The organism is Vibrio sp. Hal054, from assembly GCF_037162405.1.
In the GTDB taxonomy this organism is placed as follows: domain Bacteria; phylum Pseudomonadota; class Gammaproteobacteria; order Enterobacterales; family Vibrionaceae; genus Vibrio; species Vibrio diazotrophicus.
Window position 1 is genome coordinate 585,404 of record NZ_JARLUT010000002.1, and the last position, 18,136, is coordinate 603,539.

Annotated in this window: 17 protein-coding genes; 9 read left to right on the forward strand and 8 right to left on the reverse strand. The window is 45.7% G+C overall.

Features of this window, described 5'->3' with window-relative positions; genetic code table 11:
- The first annotated feature begins 5 nt into the window (after positions 1 to 5).
- Positions 6 to 851 carry a quinol dehydrogenase ferredoxin subunit NapH gene (gene napH, locus P4S58_RS18710; protein WP_102954792.1) on the forward strand — a complete coding sequence of 282 codons (846 nt, stop codon included), beginning with the start codon at positions 6 to 8 and terminating at the stop codon, positions 849 to 851.
- A 93-nt stretch (positions 852 to 944) separates the two neighbouring features.
- On the opposite strand, the gene P4S58_RS18715 is transcribed toward napH, so the two are convergent.
- Together P4S58_RS18715 and narQ are read right to left on the reverse strand one after the other, a co-directional pair.
- A complete protein-coding gene (locus P4S58_RS18715; RefSeq protein ID WP_102954793.1) occupies positions 945 to 1,577 on the reverse strand; it encodes a response regulator in 633 nt (210 codons plus the stop codon).
- Positions 1,564 to 3,297: a nitrate/nitrite two-component system sensor histidine kinase NarQ gene (gene narQ, locus P4S58_RS18720; RefSeq protein WP_102965294.1), complete on the reverse strand. Its 1,734-nt coding sequence runs from the start codon at positions 3,295 to 3,297 to the stop codon at positions 1,564 to 1,566. Before narQ ends, P4S58_RS18715 begins: the two co-directional genes overlap by 14 nt.
- A 252-nt stretch (positions 3,298 to 3,549) precedes the next feature.
- On the opposite strand from narQ, the gene napF reads away from it, so the two are divergent.
- From napF to P4S58_RS18760, 8 genes are all read left to right on the forward strand, one after another.
- A complete protein-coding gene (napF, locus tag P4S58_RS18725) occupies positions 3,550 to 4,032 on the forward strand; it encodes a ferredoxin-type protein NapF (RefSeq protein WP_102965293.1) in 483 nt (160 codons plus the stop codon).
- Positions 4,033 to 4,047: 15 nt separating this feature from the next.
- Positions 4,048 to 4,353: a chaperone NapD gene (locus P4S58_RS18730; protein WP_042483070.1), complete on the forward strand. Its 306-nt coding sequence runs from the start codon at positions 4,048 to 4,050 to the stop codon at positions 4,351 to 4,353.
- Positions 4,350 to 6,839, forward strand: coding sequence for a periplasmic nitrate reductase subunit alpha (gene napA / locus P4S58_RS18735; RefSeq protein ID WP_337165152.1), 2,490 nt, complete (start codon positions 4,350 to 4,352; stop codon positions 6,837 to 6,839). Before P4S58_RS18730 ends, napA begins: the two co-directional genes overlap by 4 nt.
- Before the next feature lie 86 nt (positions 6,840 to 6,925).
- Complete coding sequence (locus P4S58_RS18740; protein ID WP_042483065.1) at positions 6,926 to 7,387, forward strand: nitrate reductase cytochrome c-type subunit; 462 nt, start codon at positions 6,926 to 6,928, stop codon at positions 7,385 to 7,387.
- A 26-nt stretch (positions 7,388 to 7,413) separates the two neighbouring features.
- Positions 7,414 to 7,992, forward strand: coding sequence for a NapC/NirT family cytochrome c (locus tag P4S58_RS18745; RefSeq protein ID WP_042483062.1), 579 nt, complete (start codon positions 7,414 to 7,416; stop codon positions 7,990 to 7,992).
- A 14-nt stretch (positions 7,993 to 8,006) separates the two neighbouring features.
- On the forward strand, positions 8,007 to 8,141 hold the full coding sequence (locus tag P4S58_RS18750; RefSeq protein ID WP_081878682.1) for a TIGR02808 family protein: 135 nt from the start codon (positions 8,007 to 8,009) through the stop codon (positions 8,139 to 8,141).
- A gap of 182 nt (positions 8,142 to 8,323) precedes the next feature.
- Positions 8,324 to 9,616 carry an efflux RND transporter periplasmic adaptor subunit gene (locus P4S58_RS18755; RefSeq protein ID WP_337165154.1) on the forward strand — a complete coding sequence of 431 codons (1,293 nt, stop codon included), beginning with the start codon at positions 8,324 to 8,326 and terminating at the stop codon, positions 9,614 to 9,616.
- Entirely contained in the window at positions 9,613 to 12,717 is a 3,105-nt protein-coding gene (locus tag P4S58_RS18760) for an efflux RND transporter permease subunit (RefSeq protein WP_337165155.1), read from the forward strand. The genes P4S58_RS18755 and P4S58_RS18760 overlap by 4 nt, the downstream gene beginning before the upstream one ends.
- Before the next feature lie 65 nt (positions 12,718 to 12,782).
- Here the strand turns inward: P4S58_RS18760 and P4S58_RS18765 are convergent, their stop codons facing one another.
- The 6 genes from P4S58_RS18765 to ureC form a co-directional block, all read right to left on the reverse strand.
- On the reverse strand, positions 12,783 to 13,730 hold the full coding sequence (locus P4S58_RS18765) for an AEC family transporter (protein WP_042483055.1): 948 nt from the start codon (positions 13,728 to 13,730) through the stop codon (positions 12,783 to 12,785).
- Positions 13,731 to 13,938: 208 nt separating this feature from the next.
- A complete protein-coding gene (locus tag P4S58_RS18770) occupies positions 13,939 to 14,481 on the reverse strand; it encodes a HupE/UreJ family protein (protein WP_337165158.1) in 543 nt (180 codons plus the stop codon).
- A 59-nt stretch (positions 14,482 to 14,540) separates the two neighbouring features.
- Entirely contained in the window at positions 14,541 to 15,185 is a 645-nt protein-coding gene (gene ureG, locus P4S58_RS18775) for an urease accessory protein UreG (protein WP_102962561.1), read from the reverse strand.
- Positions 15,186 to 15,187: 2 nt separating this feature from the next.
- Positions 15,188 to 15,850 carry an urease accessory protein UreF gene (locus P4S58_RS18780; RefSeq protein ID WP_337165160.1) on the reverse strand — a complete coding sequence of 221 codons (663 nt, stop codon included), beginning with the start codon at positions 15,848 to 15,850 and terminating at the stop codon, positions 15,188 to 15,190.
- Positions 15,850 to 16,401, reverse strand: a complete 552-nt coding sequence (gene ureE, locus P4S58_RS18785; RefSeq protein WP_237292159.1) for an urease accessory protein UreE — start codon at positions 16,399 to 16,401, stop codon at positions 15,850 to 15,852. Before ureE ends, P4S58_RS18780 begins: the two co-directional genes overlap by 1 nt.
- 23 nt (positions 16,402 to 16,424) lie before the next feature.
- Positions 16,425 to 18,131, reverse strand: coding sequence for an urease subunit alpha (gene ureC, locus P4S58_RS18790; RefSeq protein ID WP_337165161.1), 1,707 nt, complete (start codon positions 18,129 to 18,131; stop codon positions 16,425 to 16,427).
- Between the last annotated feature and the right edge of the window lie 5 nt (positions 18,132 to 18,136).

Sequence of the window (18,136 nt, forward strand, 5' to 3'; positions counted from 1 at the left end):
GGATGATGGCTAAACATTTGGCTAAAGACGCCGGTAAAGCGGCAATACAAAACTTGGGTTGGTGGAAAGCGCATCGCTTTTTGATCCTTCGCCGAATTTCTCAGTTTTCCATTATTGCGCTGTTTATGGCTGGCCCAACATGGGGAATATTTAAAGGAAACCTGTCTTCAAGTACCTTATTTGATGTCATTCCGTTTACCGACCCACTGCTACTGCTGCAAACCATCGCCGCAGGGCATCTTCCTGAGTTCACGGCAATTTTAGGCGCTCTGATTGTTGTAGCATTATACGCAGTGATCGCACCAAGAGTGTTTTGTGCTTGGGTCTGCCCACTGAATATCGTGACTGACTTAGCCGCGTGGCTACGCAGGAAACTGAATGTAAAAGCGAGCTATTCATGGCCAAAGAGTCTGCGTTATTGGTTAATTCCGGTACTACTGATCGGCAGCGCCATTTCTGGAAGTGCTTTATGGGTGTGGATTGACCCTGTTTCTGCGCTGCATCGGGGCCTGATATTTGGTATGGGTGCCGGCTGGATGCTGATTGTACTTGTCTTCTTACTCGATCTGTTACTGGTCGAACATGGCTGGTGTGGTCACCTATGCCCCTTAGGTGCGACCTACGGCATTATCGGCAAACAGAGCATTATGCGTGTCACCGCTACTGACAGAAACGCCTGCACCAAGTGTATGGATTGTTTCAACGTCTGCCCAGAACCGCAAGTTCTTAGAGAGCCGTTAAAAGATGGCGACATCAGAGTGATGGATCAGGACTGTATTAGCTGCGGACGCTGCATCGATGTGTGTTCTGAAAAGGTATTTGAATTTAAAACTCGTTATTCGAAACTATAACGACTGCCAAAATTGCAATCTGTAACTAATAGCAATCTGTAAATAAAAAAAGAGGCAATTAGCCTCTTTTTTGCATCTGATAAGCCGCGATTGTTATCTCAGTTCGCCGTAGCGTTCCAGATAGAGCACTGTTGCTGCTGTACGCGATGGAACTCGTAACTTTTTCAGCAAACTCTTCATGTGAACTTTTACTGTCGCTTCAGAAATAAACAAGTGATCGGCAATTTGCTTATTACGATACCCTTTTGCCACTTCCGCAAGAATTTGAGATTCACGATCAGTCAAAGAATCAAATACATCTGAGTGCTCCTCACGCTCACGAAGATATTTCGCTACGACACTGCTGTAAGCTTTCTCACCTGAAGACGCTTGTTTTAGCAGTTCAATCAGTTCGTCAGGCTCAGTATCTTTTAGCAAATAACCATCAGCACCTGCTTTCACTAACGCTTCTATGTCTGCCGCACTGTCCGATACGGTCAGTATAACGATGGTTGAGCTGCATCCGTCGGTGCGTAGTGCCTGAAGCGTATCAAGCCCAGACATCCCCTTCATGTTCAGGTCGAGCAGGATTAAGTCCGGCTCATCTTCGTGGGCCAGAGCGACGGCTTCAGTACCGTTGCTTGCTTCCGCGATCACGTCAAAATCGTCTTCCAAGCTCAATAACTGATTAATGCCCCTACGCATTAGCGGGTGGTCATCCACCAACATTACTCTAATCTTCGTCAACGTTAATGTCCTTAGACTGTTTAAATTTCAAAGTTATTCTGCAACCGGAATTCAGAGAAGAGTTCACTGTCAATTCTCCATTTAGGCGGGCTGCTCGCTCTTGCATTATGCTTAAACCATAATGGTTAAGTTTTGCATCGTGTTCTTCAAAACCTACACCATTATCTTCGACCACGACAACAACATCGCCGTCAACTTCGTTGCACTCCACGACTATTTTCGTAGCGTCCGCGTGCTTAATGGCGTTAATTACTGCTTCTCGGATCAACTGCATTAAATGCACCTGTTGATGTGCATTCAACTCCAGCGAAGAGAGATTATTGGTTAACTCAATTGACGCACTGGTGTGCTCTTTCAACTGATTGATCATTTCCAATAACGCTCGTCCGAAATTACCTTCTTTAATGGTTAAGCGGAATGTAGTCAGCAGCTCACGCAACTGAGTATAGGCTCCGGATAAACCCTCATCGATATCTTTAATAATGTCTGTTGTCTTCTCACTTTGCGGCGTTTGGTCTAGCTTGTTCATGACACGCTTAAGTAACGAGACCTGAATTTTTAAATAAGAAAGCGACTGAGCAAGAGAGTCATGTAGTTCACGCGCGATGGTCGCACGCTCTTCCATCAGGAGCAACTGCTCTGCCTGTTTCTGAGCTTTGTTAAAATAAACAGCGCGTGAAAGCATCTGTACAAAGCTATCAATCAGTGCTTTATCCGGGCATGGTAACCCCGCCCGCCAGTACAGTCTTCCTAACGTCTGTCCATCCACCATCAATGGTTGCTCGTGGCAGTTGTTATTGCAATTGCTGTCACAATAACCTTCATTTAAAACAATGCCTTTGCCCGCCTCTTCATCTATTTCGAGGCGAACAGCATCAATCCCTTCTACACTGACGATTTGTTTAAGTAACGTCTGAAAGTTCTCTTGGCTAATTCGAGAAGCCGTTAACTGTTGTGACGACTCATAAAGTACCTGCAATGACTGGTTTGCATGTTGGAGCTTATGGGTCTTCTCATTCACCGCATTTTCAAGCCCGTGATACAGCTTGCCTAACTCATTCGCCATGTCATTAAACGTGCGGGTCAATATCGCCATTTCATTACGGCTGGTTGTTTTCAACTGCACATCAAAAGATCGGTTCTGTACCTGTTCACTCGCGACGACTAAATTACGCAGCGGGCCTACAACTTCTCTTCGAGTATAAATAACAACCAACGCAGAAACCAAAAATACACCGCCAAGGCCTAAGCCCCCAACCCATGCCAGTTTGATTAATTTACTTTCAGAAAACTGCTGCAGTTTAAACACAAACACATCAATTTGGCTGACGAACCCCGCAACAAGGTTCAAATATTCAGCACGTTGGTCACTTTTCAAGATTGTCTTCAGTTCTTGCCAGCGAATGATGATGTCGTTGTAATCGGACTGAATATCTTCAGGCACTGTCCAATGTTTTAACGCCTGCATAGACGGAGAAAACAGTGACTGTTCGAAACTTTCAATATGACTGACATAATCGATGGAGGAACTCTGAATATCGTGCGCTAAACGATAGCTTTGCATACGCATCGAACCTGAAACATTGACCGCTTCTGCGTCATTCAATGACGATGCTAGTGTTATAATCGCGAAGCTAATTGTTGCAAACGACATCATCACAATGCTAAACATTGCCTTGGCAATTGTGCCAATCAGCGACCTTTCTACTCTTCTAACCAAACTGGTGCACTTCCTTCATTTTGACGTCTGTCGTCTTTCTTAAATTTTGAATCACAGTCAAACACTATCAATATGTGATCACTCTCGCTGGAAATAATTGATCTAAAACAACGCTTACCCCCAATTACCCCCTAATGGGTATTTAAGAAAATAGCCTGAAAACTACAATTTTCATATGGATAAGTGAAAATTGTGGCTTAACAACTTTGAGCTACAATTTACCTATCGCTTACAAAATATAAGGTGATTGTAGTGGTCGATTTAGCCAGACGTCGATTGTTCTCGCGTAAAACTGTTGAAGACTCAGCAATAATAATGCCTTGGGTTAAATCAGCGGCTTCTTTTACCGACGATTGTACACGTTGCGGCAAATGCGTTTCTGCTTGTGAAACCAAGATCATCATTAATGGTGACGGTGGTTTTCCAACCGTAGATTTCAGCCGAGGCGAATGCACATTTTGTTATCAATGTGCCGAGGTTTGCCCGGAGCCTATTTTCCTTCCACAGTCCAATTCACCTTGGCAGATTAAAGCGGATATCAAACAGAATTGTTTGGCGTATCAAAACGTTGAATGTCGTAGCTGTGGTGAAACATGTGACACCATGGCGATTCAGTTTAAGTTGCAACTCAACAAAGTTGCACAACCAGTTATCAATGTTGATGACTGCAGTGGTTGCGGAGCATGTGTTTCTGTATGCCCAACAGCAGCTATCCATGTAAGCAACACAATATAAAAATGAGAGTAATGTATGTCACTGAATGAAGTGCACATTTCAAGTTTGGTGATTCATGTGCTTCCACAGCATCTTGAATCAATAAAGGCTCAAATCGAAGAATTCGAGAATGCAGAAGTCTACGGTGACAGCCCTGAAGGCAAAATAGTGGTGGTTCTCGAAACTGAGAATCAAGGTTTTATTACCGACACGATTGATGCCATCAACAATTTACCTAACGTGCTAAGCACTGTTTTGGTTTATCACCAAATCGAAACAGATTTAGAGCAGTTGGACGAAGACACTGGAATTCAACAATCCCAAACAGAGGATGAAGTATGAAAATGACAAGACGAGCGTTTGTGAAAGCAAACGCAGCAGCATCAGCTGCAGCTATCGCTGGAGTAACATTACCAGCTTCTGCTGCTAACCTGATTGCTAGCACAGATCAAACCAAAATTACCTGGGACAAAGCGCCTTGTCGTTTCTGTGGTACTGGCTGCTCGGTTTTAGTGGGTACACAAAATGGTCGTATTGTGGCAACTCAGGGTGACCCTGAAGCACCAGTAAACAAAGGCCTAAACTGTATCAAAGGTTATTTCCTCTCTAAAATCATGTACGGTAAAGACCGTCTTACTCAACCTCTGCTTCGTATGCGCAATGGTGAATACGCTAAAGATGGCGACTTCACCCCTATTTCTTGGGATCAAGCCTTCGACATTATGGCTGAGAAGTGGAAAGCATCTCTTGCTAAGAAAGGCCCAACAAGCATCGGTATGTTTGGTTCTGGCCAATGGACAGTAATGGAAGGTTATGCGGCAGCTAAATTAATGAAGGCTGGTTTCCGTTCAAACAACATCGACCCGAACGCTCGTCACTGTATGGCATCTGCGGTAGTGGGTTTCATGCGTACTTTCGGTATTGATGAACCTATGGGTTGTTATGACGACTTAGAAAATGCGGACTCTTTTGTACTTTGGGGTTCGAACATGGCCGAAATGCACCCTATCTTATGGAGCCGTCTGACTGACCGTCGCTTGAGCGAACAGCATGTAAAAGTAAACGTGCTGTCTACATACTATCACCGTTCATTTGAGCTTGCTGACCACGGTTACATTTTCCATCCACAATCTGACCTAGCAATTGCAAACTTCATCGCGAACTACATCATTCAGAATGATGCAGTAAACTGGGACTTCGTGAACAAGCACACCCACTTCAAACAAGCTGTGACTGATATCGGTTATGGTCTACGTGATGAGCACCCGCTACAGAAAAAAGCAAAAAATGCTAACAATGGCTCAATGAGCAACATCTCTTTTGAAGAGTACAAAAAATCAGTTGCACCTTACACTGCGGCTAAAGCATCCGAAATGTCAGGTGTGAACGAAGAGAAACTTATTACACTAGCGAAGCAATATGCGGATCCAAATACCAAAGTAATGTCACTTTGGACCATGGGTATGAACCAGCATACACGTGGCGTATGGATGCAAAGCCTTGTGTATAACCTACACTTACTGACCGGTAAAATTGCGACTCCGGGTAACAGCCCATTCTCGCTAACAGGTCAGCCTTCGGCTTGTGGTACTGCTCGTGAAGTAGGTACCTTTGCTCACCGTCTGCCAGCAGACATGGTGGTTGCAAACCCTAAACACCGTGAAATCGCAGAAAAAGTGTGGAAACTACCAGAAGGTACTATCCCACCAAAACCAGGTTTCCACGCGGTTCTTCAAGACCGTATGCTGAACGATGGCGTACTGAACTGTTACTGGGTTCAATGTAACAACAACATGCAAGCCGGTCCTAACATCAATGAAGAACGTCTGCCAGGTTACCGTAACCCAGAAAACTTCATTGTAGTTTCAGACCCATACCCAACAGTAACAGCGCAAGCAGCTGACTTGATTCTGCCAACGGCAATGTGGGTTGAAAAAGAAGGCGCTTACGGTAACGCAGAGCGTCGTACTCAAGCTTGGTACCAACAAGTTGGTACTATCGGTGAATCAAAATCTGACTTATGGCAGCTAATGGAATTCTCTAAACGCTTCAAGATGGAAGAAGTGTGGCCAGAAGAATTACTAGCAAAAATGCCTGAATACCGTGGCAAAACCATGTTTGATGTGCTGTACAAAAACGGTCAGATCGACAAGTACCCAGTGAGCGAAGCACGTGAACTAAACGATGACGCACACCACTTCGGTTTCTACGTGCAAAAAGGTATTTTCGAAGAGTACGCAATTTTCGGTCGCGGCCACGGTCACGATTTAGCACCTTACGATATGTACCACCAAACTCGTGGTCTACGTTGGCCAGTAGTTGATGGCAAAGAAACACTATGGCGCTACAAAGAAGGCTCAGATCCATATGCGAAGAAAGGCACTGGCTGGGATTTCTACGGTAAACCAGACGGCAAAGCATGGATCATCTCTGCTCCATACGAAGCGCCACCTGAAGTGCCAGATGCAGAATACGATTTATGGCTATGTACAGGCCGTGTTCTTGAACACTGGCACACAGGTACTATGACTCGCCGTGTACCTGAACTTTACAAGGCCTTCCCGGATGCTGTGTGTTTCATGCATCACGAAGATGCTGTCGCACGAGGTCTACGCCGTGGTGATGAAGTGGTCATTGCTAACAAACGCGGCGAAGTTAGAGCGCGTGTAGAGACTCGTGGTCGTAACAAGCCGCCAAAAGGCTTGGTATTCGTACCATTCTTTGATGCTCGCATTCTGATCAACAAGTTGATCCTAGATGCTACCGACCCACTTTCAAAACAAACGGACTTCAAGAAATGTCCGGTTAAAATCACAAAAGTGGCTTAAGTAAAGCAAGCGTATAAAGGCTGCCCTTCGGCAAAATCTTCGGGCAGCCACATTAAAGAATTTAGCCATTAGGCGGAGAATGTAATATGAAAAAATTACTGGTTGCACTGTTATCTGTAGGTGCTGTTTTGTCCGGCGTAGCCTTTGCGCAAGCTGAGTTGGATCTTCCAGGTGGAACAGGTGGTTTGGAATCTTTGCGAGGTTCTAGCCTTCTTGAAGAAACGCGAAACGCTGATGAAATGAAGAAAATTCCTCGTGAACAATCTTTAGAAGCGGATTACGTTTATCAGCCGCCACTAATTCCACACTCAATTCGTAACTACGAAGTCAATAAAGATGCGAACAAGTGTTTATCTTGCCACAGCTGGAAAAACGCCAAAGATATGGGCGCAACGAAAATTAGTGTAACGCACTTCCTAAACCGTGAAGATGCAGTACTTGCTGATGTATCACCTCGTCGTTATTTCTGTTTGCAATGTCACGTTCCTCAAGCGGACGCTCAACCTTTGGTTGAAAATGACTTTAAGCGTGTTGAATCACTTCGCTAAGCAAACCAAACAATAAGAGGCGATTTATGAAACTACTTAAAGCGTTTTGGAGTAAGTTAACTAGGCCAAGTAAAGCGGCGGCTGGTGTTATCTTATTCTTGGGTTTTTCTGGTGGCTTGCTATTTTGGGGCGCATTTAACACAGGTATGGAAATGACCAATACGGAAGAGTTCTGTTCTGGTTGTCATGCTCCTATCGTAGCGGAAATCCAAGAGACAATTCACTACTCTAACCGTTCAGGGGTTCGAGCAATCTGTTCAGACTGTCACGTACCACACGAATGGACAGATAAAATCATTCGTAAAGTTCAAGCATCCAAAGAGCTGTTTGCACATTTCGTAACGAAAACTATCGATACTCCAGAAAAATTCAAAGAGCGCCGCGCGCACTTAGCAGAGCGTGAATGGGCAAGGATGAAGAAGAACGACTCTCTCGAATGTCGTAACTGTCACCAATTTGAATTTATGGATTTCTCAGAGCAAAGTGAACGTAGTGTTCAACAACACTCTACTGCCCTAGCGTCTGGTGAAAAAACATGTGTAGATTGTCACAAAGGTATCGCACATAACCTGCCAGATATGCACGGCGTAGAAGGCTGGCAATAACAAGGAGCACAGAAATGAGTACACTTGAATCCATTATCTGGCATGTTCTAGGTTACAGTGCTATGCCAGTCATTATCCTAGGTGGATTTGTCGGGGTCGCGGCCGTTTCTATTGGCATTCTGTCCCTGACGAAAGATAAAGAGTCGTAAACGCAAATTATCCCTGACGATTTTTACTTAACTTTACCCAAATCCGGTGCCCAGCACCGGATTTTTTATTTTAGTTAAAGCTAAATTAACAATATGCGATGAATTGAGATCTGGCACCAATTCATTAGGCAATTTTTGCATTAGCTTTTACTTATATAAAAACAAGATCAGGGATAGTGACTATGGCTAGCTACAGTTGGATTCAACGATTACTTATTGTTCCCCCACTCGTCTTGGGCGGTATTGTTCTCTTTGTCGCCCCCAGCATGAAAGCCGAACCGCCGAAAACAGAACAAGCTGGAGGCACAAAAGTCGTCCGAGTCATAAAGATAAAACCTCTCGCCATTCAACCTAGTGTTATCGGTTATGGCTACACCCGCCCAGCACAAGAGTGGCAAGCTCAAGCTGAAGTCGAAGGCAGAGTTATTTGGGTATCTGACCATTTTAAGAACGGCGCATTTGTGACTAAAGGTGAATCTCTTCTTAAACTCGACGACTCCGCCTATCAACTTGCCATCACTAAGCTCAATGCAGAGTTAGATGTCTCCAAACTCAAATATCAAACCATAGGCGTAAGTTATTCGATTGCCGAGCAAGACTACAAACTGCAAAAAGAAGAGTACGAACGCAGCGAACGCTTAGCCAAGACTGGACATCTTTCTCAGACTGAAAAAGACAAAGCCAAACGAGATCTACTTAACAAACAACAGTTGCTGCAAAACCTGAAGAATGAACAAGCGATTACGGTTGCGGAACAACAAGTATTAAATGCCGAGCTGGAAATTGCTCGACGTGACCTTAGCCATACTGAAGTCAAAGCACCTTATGACATTCGCATCACCGCAACCAATATTGATGTCGAAGAGTACGTAAATAAAGGACAAGCGCTGCTCCAATCCGATGGCATGGACTCGGTAGAAGTACTTGCCCAGTATTCGATTGGCAAAATGCGGCCACTGCGCCGAGCGAGTCAGTTGCAAAGCTTCGATAACTCTCTGCACAGCGATTTAGAAGCCACGGTCACTTTAACCACAGGAGACAGGCTGATTCACTGGCAAGGTGTTGTAGACCGAAGTGGCGGCTTTATTGATGCTCAGACACAGAGCCAAACCCTGATTGTCCGCATTCCCGAGCCTTATCGCCAAGCGCAGCCGGGAAAAAGGCCACCTTTGATTCGCGATACCTTTGTTAAAGTCACGCTAAAAGCGCAACAACTGGAAAACCAGCTTATTGTGCCTATTAATGCGATTCATAGAGGTAATGTCTATGTGGTGAAAGACAATCAACTCACGATTCAGCCTATAGACGTCGACTTTACCCAAGGCCAGATTGCGGTTGTTAAATCTGGAGTCAGCGAAGGTGACATGGTGGTCGTCAGCCAGTTACAACCCGCGGTAGAGGGTATGAAGCTTAAACCGCAACCCGATAAAACAATGACGCAGTGGTTAAGCCAACAAGCAGCAGGAGGTGAATGATGATCGCCTACTTTGCTCAGCACAAAACGGCGGCCAACGTTTTGATGATTGCTATCTTGCTGCTCGGGATTTACGCCCTACCTAAAATGCAAAAGGACACATTCCCTTTAGCGCCGACCACTAATATTGAAGTGAAAGTCAGCTATCCGGGTGCTTCGCCTAAAGAAGTGGCGGATGAGATCTGCATTCCTCTTCAAGACGCGATGGATAAGCTAGATGGCGTTCATGAGTTCACTTGTGATGCACGAGAAAACGTGGCAATTGGCAATGTGGAAATCAGCCGTGGCGAAAACATCGATATTCTGACCAGTGAAGTACAGCAAAAAGTGAATGCGATTAGCGACTTCCCAGAACGCGCCGAACAACCAACAGTGACAAAACTCGACCGCATTGCTTCCGTTGTCAGTATCGCAATTACCGGCCCTATGTCTGATCAAGACCTCTACTGGTATGCAAACAAAGTAAAACAAAGTCTTAAAGCCAGCCCAGAGATCGCCCAAGTCACCATCAGTGGTTTCTCTGAGCAAGAAATAGAAGTCTCCGTACCAAGCGAAACCTTAAGGCAGTTTGGTCTGAGCATTTCTGATCTTTCAAATCGAATTCAGCAAGAGAACATTAGTATTCCTGCGGGAACAATGAAAAACGACTTATCAGAATCCAGTATTCGCTTTGACCAGCTAGCTAAACAGGTGAATGACATCGAGAACTTGATGATCAACAGCGCCACTCAACTGCGTTTGAAAGACATCGCCTCGATCGAGCAAAAATTTGCACTTGATGAAGATAAAATTCTGTTTAACGGCAAACGGGCGGCTCTGCTTCAGGTATCGAAGAACCAGAATCAGGACACCCTCAAAGTGCGCGAAGCTGTTCAGCGCCTCATCGACAAAGAACGTGCGTTAGCTCCACAAGGTGTTGAACTGACCATTACACAAGATGTGAGCGTCAATATTAAAGAGCGTTTGCGTATTCTAGGCAGCAACGGTGTTCAAGGTTTGATCCTTGCGTTCTTAGCGTTATGGGCATTCTTCAATATCCGCTTTAGTTTCTGGGTAACGATTGGTCTTCCCGTCTCTTTTCTCGGCACACTGTTTATCATGCTGATACTCGGTTACACCATCAATATGATGACCATGGTCGGACTGATTGTCGCCATCGGTATTCTGATGGATGATTCATTGATCATTGCTGAGAACATCGCAGCAAAACGTGAAGCAGGCATGGCTCCAGTTCAAGCGGCAATAGAAGGAACAAAGCAAGTATTACCGGGTGTTATCGCCTCTTTTGCAACCACCATCATGGTCGTTGGCCCGTTGATGTTCCTAACCGGAAAGCTCGGTGACATTCTTCGCTATATCCCGATCGTACTAATGATGACTCTGATCGTGAGCTTAATTGAAGCCATGTTCATTCTACCTTCGCATTTAGCTCGTCATCCTGACGTCGCCAATGGTAACCGCATTCGCAGAAAAATTACCGCTGGGTTTGAGTTTGTACGCGACAAAGGTTTTGTCCCCCTTTCAGTCATCGCAATGCGTGCCCCCTATTTGAGTATTGGTATTTTGCTGTTTGTCGTCGCCGCGACCACTGCCACTTTCCCTGCAGGTTTGCTCAAATTCAAAGCTATGCCAACCCTAGAGAGCGACACACTTCAAGCAAGAATATTGCTTAATCAAGGCAGCTTGTTATCACAAACAGAAAGTGTGGTGAGCAAAGTTGAAAACGCCTTAAAAGAGATGGATAAGGAGTATCAAGAGAAGTTCGGTGAGCCGTTAATCAACAGTATTACGGTTATGTATAACACCAACATCGATGCCTTTGATTCTGGTCCACATATGGCAACGGTTAGTGCAGACTTGCTACCCGCTCAATTTCGTCAAGAAAGCATCAAAGACCTAATTCAAAGTTGGAAAAGCAAAGCTGGCCCTACTGCTGATGTTATTGCTCTGAAATTTACAGACAAGGAACGTGGCGTTGCGGGTATCGGTATTGATATCCGAGTTCAGGGAAACGACCCACAAGAACTCTATGCGGTGAACTTAGCTTTGATGAAATGGCTCAAACAATTCGACGGTGTATTCAATCTTTCTTCCGATTTGCGATACGGACGTGACGATATTCAAGTCACACTCAAAGACCAAGCTGGCGTATTGGGCGTTACCGCATCTCAAGTCGCACAAACACTACGCAACGCGGTGAAAGGCAACAATGAACTAACAGTGTTCCAAGACGGAGAGATCGTCGATATTCGCATCCGCCAAAGTAACTTCCTGCATCAAGCAACGCTTGACGACCTGAATGATCTTGTTATCACCGCCAACAACGGCAAACTTATCCCATTAATGGCAGTCGCTGATTTAACCCAGTCTAAAGCCTTCTCGCGGCTTAACTTAGTTAACGGTACTCCAACCGCAACAGTACAGGGAAACATCAATACTCAAGTGGCGAATGCTCGTGAAATCATGCAGCAGTTTTACAAAGAGTTTGTGCCTAAAATGGCGCAGAAATACCCAGAAGTCAGTTTTGCTTCTCAAGGGCAGGATAAAGAGAGTGCAGACACAGGCTCGTCACTGCTCACCTATTTTGCACTTGGCATTATTGGCGTGTATCTGATACTGGTATTTTTGTTCAAAAGCTTCGTTCAACCGTTTGCGGTTTTGCTTGCCATTCCAATGGCTTGGATTGGCGTTGTTTGGGGACACTTAGGATTGGGAATAGATTTGACGATTCCGAGTCTGGTGGGCTTTGCCACCCTTGCGGGTATTGTGGTTAACGACAATATTCTGCTGGTCACTTTTGTGAAAGACAAAGTGGCAGAAGGTCAGGAGCTACGCCAAGCATGTAAGCTAGCCATTCATGACCGATTCAGAGCCATAGTGATCACCTCACTCACTACCTTTGCTGGCTTATTACCTTTGCTGACCGAAACCAGTACTCAGGCGCAATTTTTAATACCGCTAATTGCCAGCATTGCCTTTGGTTTAGTGAGCGCAACATTACTTGCTGCCGTGGTGGTCTCTTGCGTGCTGCTCATTTTAAATGACATTAACCCCAAACTTTGTGGCAGTGATTTGACATTAGAAAACGCAGAGCACGCGTAATAGCGTGCTCTGGAAAACTTTATGTACTTTGGAAAACTTTAAAATTCTTTGGGAAATGCTGAAAACTAAAGCGTGCTGAGGAAAACGAGCATGATTGGCGTGAGCACCATGGACACGAAGTAGCTGGTAATCCAACTGGTATTCGCCACCTCTTTGTCCAAACCATAAAGCACTGCTGGTAGCGTGCCCATAAATGCTGTGGGCATCACTGCCAGCACCAAACACACCTTCGCGACCAGTTGTCCTTCAACCTGCCAAAGGTTAAACAGTGAAAGCATAACTAAAACCACCAGCACCGCACATACAGAGCGGGCAATGGTCGCCGTCAATGCCACTTTTTGCCAGCGCTTTCCACCTTTCAGATTAAAGGTTAGCCCCACAGAAGCTATCAGCAAAAAAGTACCCACAGGGATTGTCCAGTGACTCACTGAAAGCAGAAATTCAGGACGTTCAATCCCCGCTACATTGAGCAGTAAACCAGCAGAGATCGCGCAAATAGCGATGAGGAAAATCGGGTCTTTCCACACTTGTTTGTTTTGTGTGGACTTGAGCGCTTCATCTTGAGATTTGGATTTTGCGTATGGGAAAACCAGACCAAAATAGGTCAATTCTTCAAACAGTTTAAACAGAGCCATCATAGCCACGCCGTTTTCACCAAATGTGATGAACAGAACAAGGTTACCCAGCGCGCCAATGTTGTAGAGCGCCGTCACTGGTACAAGCGCCCCTGTTTGCACAGGCGTTAAGCGGTTCTTCTTTGCTACAACAATCCCGACCAAGGTACCCGCGGCGATCACACCTGCGCCTATAAAAGGCAGATACAATAACTCAGTGCGAATATCACTTAGCTGCCATAAAGAGACAAAGACACTAAACGGAATCAATGCCATCAGCGCTACTTTGGTTAAAACCAAACTAACAAAAGATGAACGCTGTTTGAGATAACGTTGGAGAAATAATCCCAGCACAAAACCGCTAAAAATAATGCCGAAAGTAAAGACGAATGGGTTCACAAAGATAGACCTTACATCTAATGCACAGACGCGTTTAGTTATCTCAGCTTAGCTAGCTCATTACAATGCTTTTTGAAAAATTATTTCATATTTAAATAAATTATTTCACCAATGACATGACTGGATATAAACATTCAACATAAACAAAGGGAGCATTTCGCTCCCTTTGCTTTCACTTCTGACCCGTATTTATAGCCAACGGATGTTGTTATTGTTTAACAGTAGTGAAATGAGCAACAGCATTGCGAATAGCTTTAACCATTACATTAACGCCAACCATCACCATTACGCTTGCGACTAGTGAACCGAGGCCAAACTCACTCACTGCGCCAATCGCTTCTGCGCCTTGTACTAAGCCATGACAAGCACTGAACGCTGCAATACTGATCATAGAAAGCCACTTAATTGCCCCTGTTTTGCGGTATGCATACAGAGCAACAGGCAACGCAATCAAAGAGCCAGCAACCAGCGATTCCACCATTGATGCATTCGACCATTCAACGCCGACAAAGAATCCGGCCATTAATGCGGCAGCAAAACAAGCAATGATTTGCGCAGATCTTTTGTAGCTATAGCTTGCCGCAAAAAAGCCAATCAAGACCAGTGCAGCAAGATGATCAATACCCGTTAACGGGTGCAAAAATCCTTCAGAGAAACTTGCGTGCATTGCGTGCCCAGTGTGAGCAAAGCTTGGTGAACTTGCAGCCAGTAGAGCGGCAGCAGAGATGATTTTGCTAAGAGATAGTTTCATTTAAAAATTCCTTTTCTTACAACAGCCCGTTAATACGGCTCTATTAGATCTGTTCAGTACTAGACCTGTTCGGTGACGATGACATTCACTTCACGCTCAGCCAACATGCCTTGCTGAACGATGAAATCGATGACCGTTTTCAAACCGTCACCACGAATTAAGTTGGTAAACACAAACGGCTTATCACCACGCATTTTCTTCGCATCTCGGTCCATTACTTCAAGCGATGCGTTAACCATCGGCGCGAGATCGGTTTTGTTGATAATCAGAAGATCTGACTTAGTGATACCCGGCCCACCTTTACGTGGGATTTTGTCTCCCGCACAAACGTCAATCACATACAGCGTCAAATCAGAGAGTTCTGGACTGAAGGTCGCGCTCAAGTTGTCACCGCCACTTTCTACCAGCACCAATTCCAAACCCGGATGACGATGTTGCAACTCATCGATAGCAGCGAGATTCATAGAAGCATCTTCGCGAATTGCAGTATGGGGACAACCGCCGGTTTCAACCCCCATAATGCGGTCAATATCCAGCGCTTCATGACGCATCAGAAACTCAGCATCTTCCTTGGTGTAAATATCATTCGTTACCACCGCAAGATTGTAGTGTTCACGCATTGCCGAACATAACTGACGTAACAACGCGGTTTTACCGGAGCCGACCGGGCCACCGACGCCTACTCGTAAACATTGTGTGCTCATATTTAACTCCTAAATAATCTTGAATATTGAGTCTCATGCCATGCACTCACCATGGCAAAATTGGGTAATGTCAGTCCGATGTTGTCGTCACTAACGGATAAACCTGTTTCGATTGCCTGTTCAATCACTGGCATCATTTCAATCAACACTTTCTGCGCAGAGGTCTGCCCCAGCGGTACGGTTTTGCACGCCACCGTGACCTGATTTTCTAGCCAAGACCAAAGCCAACCGGTCGCCGCTACTTCAAGTGGCACGTTAAAGTGCACACAAGCTTTGGCGTATAGCGGCAGATAACTCATGCTGCGCGCTTTACTGTCTAGATCAACGTTTAAACTGGCCAATAACCGATGAAGAGTTTGCCCAAGTTTCTGCTCCTCCATCACCAGCTCTGCGGTTTCACGGTTAGCCAGTAACACCTGCTGCCAATATTCGATTTGGTTAATATCGTTGAGCTGCCATGCCTGATAAAAGCGCTTTAACAGCGGTAGCTCCAAATTTGCCTGCCCGCTTCTCAATAGCGGCGACAGCCATGCCTTTAAGCTTGTTTCATCCTTCACCCATTCCAGTTCCACCGCACCTTCCAAGCCTTGGCTATAGGCAAAAGCACCTATTGGCAAACTTGGGCTACTTAAATGCAGCAGAGATAACAACGCTGAAATCTGCATTAGTGATGATGCTCCCCATGGCTTTTGTTGTGCGATTCGGTGTGCAAATGGTTATGGGAATGACCATGAGAATGGCTGTGTCCATGAGAATGATCATGGTCATGCCCGTGATGATGACCTTTACCACTGCCATGATAAGCGCCATTTTCTGGTGTAAATTCTGCCATTTGGGCTTCACACACCAATCCCATCATTTCCACCATTTCTTGCAGTACATGGTCGGGTTGGAATCGCAGCCAACACTGACCTATCGCCATAGGCACATGACGGTTGCCCATGTGGTAACAGGCCTTAGCAAAGGTTTCCCAATCATCGGTTTTCGCTGTCACGACCGCTTCTTTTTCAGCAACCACAACCAATACTTGTCCGCACTCGGTGTGCAAGTAGTCACCGTGTTTAAGCACATCTCCGCGAGGTAAAAACACACCTACATCCAGTCCAGATTGGCTCATTGTTCTGAATCGACCTTTCTGACGCAGTGCAAATGGCAAAATCACCTTATCCAACACTGCTCCATGGAAATGGTCGGAACGTCCTACAACTTTCAACATACAACTCTCCTTAGTTCGGTTTCTCAGAACAACGAATAACGCTGTGCCAGAGGCAGTTCCGTTGCTGGGTCGCAAGTTAACAGCTGTCCATCCGCTTTCACTTCATAGGTTTGCGGATCGACACTGATCACCGGCATGTAGTCGTTATGAATCATGTCGTTTTTCGTTACGTTACGACTGTTAAGACACGCAGCTAACTCACGTTTCAGCCCTAGCGTTTGCTGCAAGCCATTCTCCATTGCCGCTTTGCTGGTGAAAGTTACTGACGTTGCAGCGCCCGCAGTGCCAAATCCGCCGAACATATAGCGATAATGCACAGGTTGAGGTGTTGGAATGGATGCGTTCGCATCTCCCATTGGTGCAGCAGCAATAAAACCGCCTTTAATGATCAACGCTGGTTTAACGCCAAAGAAAGCCGGTTTCCAAAGTACGATATCCGCCAACTTACCCACTTCTAATGAACCCACAACATGAGAGATGCCATGCGCGATAGCGGGGTTAATGGTGTATTTAGCGATGTAACGCTTGGCGCGGAAGTTATCCGCCTGACGCTCTTCATCTTCTGGCAATAAGCCGCGTTGCACTTTCATCTTGTGCGCGGTTTGCCAAGTACGACAAATCACTTCGCCCACTCGACCCATTGCCTGAGAGTCAGAAGCAATCATCGAAAAAGCGCCTAAGTCATGCAGAATATCTTCTGCCGCAATAGTCTCTTTACGAATACGAGAATCAGCAAACGCCACATCTTCAGGAATATTGGGATCGAGGTGGTGACACACCATCAACATATCGAGGTGTTCATCCACTGTGTTTACCGTGTAAGGACGAGTCGGGTTGGTCGACGAAGGAAGCACATTCGGCTGACCACAAGCGACTATAATATCCGGAGCATGACCACCACCTGCGCCTTCCGTATGGTAAGTGTGAATCGTACGACCTTTGAACGCCGCAAGGGTATCTTCAACAAAGCCCGATTCATTTAACGTATCGGTATGAATCGCGACCTGAACATCGTACTTTTCAGCCACTGCCAAGCAGTTATCAATCGAAGCCGGTGTCGTTCCCCAGTCTTCATGCAGTTTTAAGCCACACGCACCCGCTTCAAGTTGTTCTTCTAACGCTTGCGGTAAACTGGCGTTACCTTTACCAAGAAAACCAAAGTTCATCGGCATTAAATCTGTGCTGCGAAACATTTGAGCGAGGTTCCAAGCGCCCGGTGTACAGGTAGTGGCGTTAGTCCCAGTTGCAGGACCTGTCCCGCCGCCCAACATGGTTGTTGTGCCTGACATCAGCGCTTCTTCGATTTGCTGCGGACAGATAAAGTGAATGTGCGCGTCAATCGCGCCTGCCGTCACAATATGACCTTCGCCAGCAATCACTTCTGTGCTGGCACCAATATGAATTGTCACGTTCGGCTGAATATCTGAGTTACCCGCTTTGCCGATTGCGTGGATCTTGCCATCTTTAATGCCGATATCGGCTTTAACAATGCCCCAGTGATCAAGGATCAGAGCATTAGTGATCACGCAGTCCACCACTTCGTCGCGGCATTTTTGCCCTTGTCCCATGCCATCGCGAATCACCTTACCGCCACCGAATTTCACTTCGTCGCCATAAGTCGTAAAATCTCTTTCAACCTGAATCCACAGCTCAGTGTCCGCTAAACGAACTTTGTCGCCGGTTGTCGGCCCGTACATATCGGCATACGCAGCCCTAGATATCTCTGCCATTTTTA